A 2,708-nucleotide genomic window follows, 5' to 3' on the forward strand; every position below is an offset into this window, starting at 1 on the left:
TCAACATCAAAGAAACCAGTCTGCTTCATGATCCATGCCCCCAATCAACTCAAGGGAAATGGAATCACAGAGCAGCTCTCAAAACCAGGGGGTTTTTCGAACCCTCCAGGTCGGAGGCCGTGCTTCAGACCCTGACGGAAGATGTCATCAAGTCGAGCGAGATCGAGGGTGAAAACCTTAATCGCGAGCAGGTACGTTCTTCCATCGCCCGACGACTGGGGATGGATATTGGTGCGCTGACGCCAGTGGATCGGGATATCGAAGGCGTCGTGGAAATGATGCTGGACGCAACTCGGCATTACGCTGAGCCTTTGACCGAAGAAAGGCTGTTTGCCTGGCATGCTGCTTTATTTCCCACAGGGCGAAACGGAATGTCACGCATTCTGGTGGGCGAATGGCGTGATGACAGAACCGGCCCGATGCAGGTCGTATCAGGCCCTGTCGGGCGGGAGAAAGTCCATTATCAGGCACCGGCTGCCAGCAGGGTGTCCGCAGAGATGCAGGCCTTCCTCGACTGGTGCAATGCCGAGCAAGCGCTGGATCCTGTGCTGAAGGCAGCCATCGCACATTTGTGGTTTGTTACAATTCATCCGTTTGAGGACGGAAATGGGCGCATGGCGCGGGCTATCGGCGACCTCATGCTGGCACGTTCTGAACAGACAGACCAGCGTTTCTACAGCCTGTCGGCCCAGATCCGTCAGGAGCGAAAGGATTACTATGCAATCCTTGAGGCTACTCAGAAAGGGGATATGGACATCACGCCCTGGCTGCACTGGTTTCTGGGGGCTCTGGATCGCGCCTTTGATCGCGCTGAACTGGTCCTAGGAAAAGTCATTCAGAAGGCCCGTTTCTGGGACAATCTGGCCGGGCAATCAATCAATGACCGGCAACGCCTCATGCTGAATCGCCTGCTCGACGGGTTCGAGGGCAAACTGACATCATCCAAATGGGCAAAGCTTGCAAAGACGTCACCAGATACAGCCCTGCGAGATATCAATGATCTCGTGTCGCGTAATATTCTGGTCAGGGAGGCGGCAGGAGGAAGAAGCACCAGCTATGTGTTGATTTTTCCCGAGAGGTAAAACGCAGACCGGAAGCAACATGCCCGGTTAAAGGATCCCCGATCCAATTTTGTGTCGGGAGAGTTGTTCCCAGTGGTTAGCAGGCTTTTTCCTTGCATTGGTGAGGCTCAGGGAGCGGCAGGCGCTTGGTGCGCAGCATCCCCTGGACCCGCATTTGCCTTTCCCATAATGTTCGGCGTAGACATTTGGGCATACGAAACAAAGGGGAATTTCCCTGGGTAAAAGCCTATGGGCAACTGTAACGTCTCGGTTCGAGTCCCGTAGTTCGCGTCCCGACCCAAAATATCTCAATATAAAAATTATTTCTGTGTTATTCACAGTCACTAAACCTATTCTTCTACACTTTCCGTCTACAATGAAACCACATAAAACTGATCAGATTTGAATTAGGAGACCATCTCAGAAGGTGAATTCCTCTCGACCTCATAGCCAGCAAACCCGAAAATATTTTCCTGCATAAAAAGCAAACGTGCCAAATCCGGGCCTTGTTCAGATCATTTCAATAATCATCAGTGTCTTTAAACACATCTTTTCTGGACGCCGAGGTCAGTTCACCCGTCGCAAAGGCAAGTGCGGCTGCGTTAATCAGTGCCTGGGCATGGCTTATTGCATAGGCGCTGGTTGCTTGGGCAAGCTGTGTCTGAGCCTGTGTCGCATCCGTAAGAGTTCCAACTCCGGCAGCGTACGATGCTGAAGCGGCCTTAAAGGCGCTCTGCGCGGCATCCCGCGCAACGGAAGCTGAATGAACGGAAGAAAGGGACGTTTCCAGCGCGTCCCGGGCGTTTGCGACCTGTTGTTCGGCCGCCAGAATATCTTTGTCCAGCGTCGCTCTTTGCGCCTGCTCGCGTGACTGCGCCTGCCTGAGCTGGTTTTGCAGAAGGCCGCCCTGAAAGAGTGGCCATGACACCTGAACCGCGACGGTACCATTGGGCTGTGCCACGCGTGACGCCGGTGCAGTCTGCGTATATCCGTAGACCTTCTGTTCACCAATATAAGCCTGCACATCCGCACTGAGTTCCAATTTCGGCAGCATGGCTTTCCGGGCGGCGCGTGTCGCTGCCGTCGCGGCATCCATTTTATAAAGATCCGCCAATATGTCCGGCCGGCGCTCCAGAGATGCACGCATCAGGCGCGACACATCGCCCGGTATGCGCTGCGGAAGATGTGTGTCCCGCGAGGATGCTACTGACAGATTGGTGTCTGGTGGTAACCCCATGGCCTGCAGAAGAGCATATCTCGCACTGTGCTCGGCACTGCGCTTCTGGTCCCGCTGGAAAACAGCAGTGGCTGCGTTACTCCGGGCCAAAGTGACATCAACCACAGTCGCTTCACCATGATCATAGCGGGATTCTGCTGATACTTTCAGCAAATGAGTATTCCGGACTGATTCTTCTGCAGCTTCGCAATCAGCAACAGACGCTTCATGGTTATAGTACGCGTTGATAACATCCATGAATAACTTCTGATGAACTTGGGTAAAATCAAAATTCGACGCGATTGAAAGAGCCTTTGCGCCATCTGGAGGGTTCGAAAAACCCCCTGGTTTTGAGAGCTGCTCTGTGATTCCATTTCCCTTGAGTTGATTGGGGGCATGGATCATGAAGCAGACTGGTTTCTTTGATGTTG

Annotated in this window: 2 protein-coding genes; one reads left to right on the forward strand and one right to left on the reverse strand. The window is 53.3% G+C overall.

All coding sequences use genetic code 11. From position 1 onward, the window contains the following. Positions 1-5 precede the first annotated feature (5 nt). Positions 6-1,082 (forward strand): Fic family protein, encoded by a 1,077-nt coding sequence (locus tag GOB82_RS13095; protein WP_265794624.1) that lies wholly within the window; start codon positions 6-8, stop codon positions 1,080-1,082. 499 nt (positions 1,083-1,581) lie between these two features. Here GOB82_RS13095 and GOB82_RS13100 read toward each other — a convergent pair. Continuing rightward, the coding region (locus tag GOB82_RS13100; protein ID WP_206752404.1) for a TolC family protein at positions 1,582-2,708 on the reverse strand (1,127 nt) is incomplete at its 5' end.

It is taken from the genome of Acetobacter farinalis (genome assembly GCF_011516935.1).
GTDB classification, from domain to species: Bacteria; Pseudomonadota; Alphaproteobacteria; order Acetobacterales; family Acetobacteraceae; genus Acetobacter; species Acetobacter farinalis.